Below are 2,224 nucleotides of genomic sequence, written 5' to 3'. Positions count from 1 at the left end.
CAGCGCGATCGTGGTGAGAAAGTAGCCGAGCTTGAGAGTCTGCGCGAAGAGGTCGCCGGCTGTCTCGCCGAGGGTGGTGGCGGCGATCTTCATGATCCAGAACGCCAACGTCACTTCTGGGAGTTTCTTCATCACCGACGTGGTCGTACTCGCGACGTCCGACTGGGTGAGGAGTTCCGGTTGCTCCAAGGTGGGGGCTCCTGTTCGGAAGAACCGCAGGGCGCCCGCCCCGCGATGGAGGACGAGCGCCCTGTGGGAAGAGGCGACAGTGAGGACAGTCACCGGAGTCGACCTTGGCAGCGTCAGTCCGAACGCATCCTGAACGCCTGCAGCTTGCCTGCTCAGGCTGCGTGTCGGGCGGAGTGCTGCGGCTGCGCCACGTCCTTGCGGGTCACCGAGAGATACACGACCAGGCCGAGGATGACCGTGAGGAACAGCGCGCTGGTGATGACGGTGCCCAGGCCCAGGCCGCCGTCTCCGCTGGGCTGGGAGAGGTAGTCGCCGATGGACGCGCCGAGCGGACGGGTGAGGATGTAGGCGATCCAGAAGCTCCACACCGCGTCCAGGCCGAGCTGGAAGTGCGCGAGGGCGACTGCGGCGATGGCCAGGCCGAACAGGACCGCGGAGAGCCAGTAGCCCAGGTCCATGCGCTCCGAGACCAGGTCACCGGCCGCGGTGCCGAGGGCGAAGGTGAACAGCACGGCGAGCCAGTAGTAGGACTCGCGGCTGATGGTGTCGATGTGGTGGATGGACAGGGTCCGCTCGCGCCGGTACCAGACCACGAAGACGATCGCCAGGACGACCGCGAAGACGGTGGTGCTGGTCTCCAGCGGTACGCCCATGTTGTCGGTGAGGTTGTCGCTGATCAGCGTGCCGACGACGCTGATCAGGGCGACGGCGAGCCAGTACACCCCCGCACGGTAGGCGGTGGTACGGAACTGCACCACCAGGACGACCGCCAGCAGAGCGCTCATCAGCACCGACACACCGGTCAGGCCGAGACCGGCCTTCTCGTTGAGCAGGTCGGCCGCGGTCTCACCGACCGTCGTGCACAGCACCTTGATGACCCAGAAGAAGACGGTGACCTCGGGCACCTTGTTCCAGCCCAGTCGGCGACCGGAGGGCGACACCTGTGTGTCGGCCGCCGAGGGCCCGGGCGTCTGCGAGGTCTCGTATGTCATGAGGCCCGACCGTGCCACGGGATACCTGAACGCATCCTGACTGCCGTGCGTCACCGGCTGCCCCATCCGCCTCACCCGAGCACTATGAGTGCCATGACGATTCATGATCACGGCTCCTGCATAGCGGCGTCCCGCCCCGTCCCCTCCGCCGCCGTGGAAGAAGGCCGCCTTGAACCGTTCGACCGCCTCCCCACCGCCTTCCGACCTGGTGACGGCCTGGCTGCGCCGTCGGCTCGGCCGGGCCGTCGTGCTGGCCTACGTCGCCGCACTCCTCCTACCCGGCCCTGGCCTGTGGCTGCGCCGCCACCACACCGTGCCGATCGGCACCGTCACCGGCCTGCCCCTGAGCACCGCCCCCCTACTTCTGTCCCTGGTGCTCTTCTCCGCCGGACTCCAGGTACCCGTCCGCGAACTGGGCCGCCTGCTCCGCAAGCCGACGACCCTGCTGGTCGGCCTGGTCCTCCACCTCGCGATCCCGCTCCTGGTCATCCCCGTCGTCGCGTTCGGACTGCACCGCACCCCGGACAGCGACGGCGGCAGCGGACTGATCACCGCGATGATCCTGATCGTGGCGATGCCTGTGGCCGCCGGAGCCACCGTCTGGACCGGCAAGGGCGACGGCGACCAACCCGCCATGGTGGGACTCGTCCTCGCCTCCACGCTCCTCAGCCCGCTCACCATCCCACTGGTCATCACCACTTTGATGCCGCTCCTCGACGGCGGCTACGCGGACACGCTCGCAACGACGGGCCGCACGGCCGGCGGCGGCTTCGCCCTCGTCACCGTGGTCCTCCCCTGTGCAGCCGGCATCCTGTTCCGTCTCGTACTGCCGACGGCTTGGCTCAGCCGCGCCCTGCGCGTGATCGTGCCCGTGGCGCTGGCCGGATCGCTCGTCCTGACCTACGTCAACGCCAGTGGCGCCCTGGGCTCCTTCCTCGCGCATCCGCGCCCGCTGCTGTTCGGCGCGGCACTGGTCGTGGCGGCGCTCGTCTGCCTGCTGTCCTTCGTGCTGGGCCGGACCGCCGCTCGGCTCCTGCGCCTGG

The 2,224-nt window shown here is 68.8% G+C and carries 2 protein-coding genes and 1 pseudogene; 1 reads left to right on the top strand and 2 read right to left on the bottom strand.

The window, feature by feature from the left end; all coding sequences use genetic code 11:
- A pseudogene (locus JF597_RS52995) lies at window positions 1–189 on the bottom strand (hypothetical protein); the annotation flags it as partial.
- Window positions 190–341: 152 nt separating this feature from the next.
- Window positions 342–1,181 (bottom strand): hypothetical protein, encoded by an 840-nt coding sequence (locus JF597_RS52990; protein ID WP_294014130.1) that lies wholly within the window; start codon window positions 1,179–1,181, stop codon window positions 342–344.
- Between the two features lie 169 nt (window positions 1,182–1,350).
- On the opposite strand from JF597_RS52990, the gene JF597_RS52985 reads away from it, so the two are divergent.
- The coding region (locus JF597_RS52985) for a sodium-dependent transporter (protein WP_294014128.1) at window positions 1,351–2,224 on the top strand (874 nt) is incomplete at its 3' end.

It is taken from the genome of Streptomyces sp. (assembly GCF_019510245.1).
Taxonomy (GTDB): domain Bacteria; phylum Actinomycetota; class Actinomycetes; order Streptomycetales; family Streptomycetaceae; genus Streptomyces.
This window is presented reverse-complemented; position numbering and strand designations above follow the sequence as displayed.

Bases quoted from the DNA above. Each gene is read 5' to 3' on its own strand.
- JF597_RS52990 (WP_294014130.1), bottom strand. From the start codon at position 1,181: ATGACATACGAGACCTCGCAGACGCCCGGGCCCTCGGCGGCCGACACA.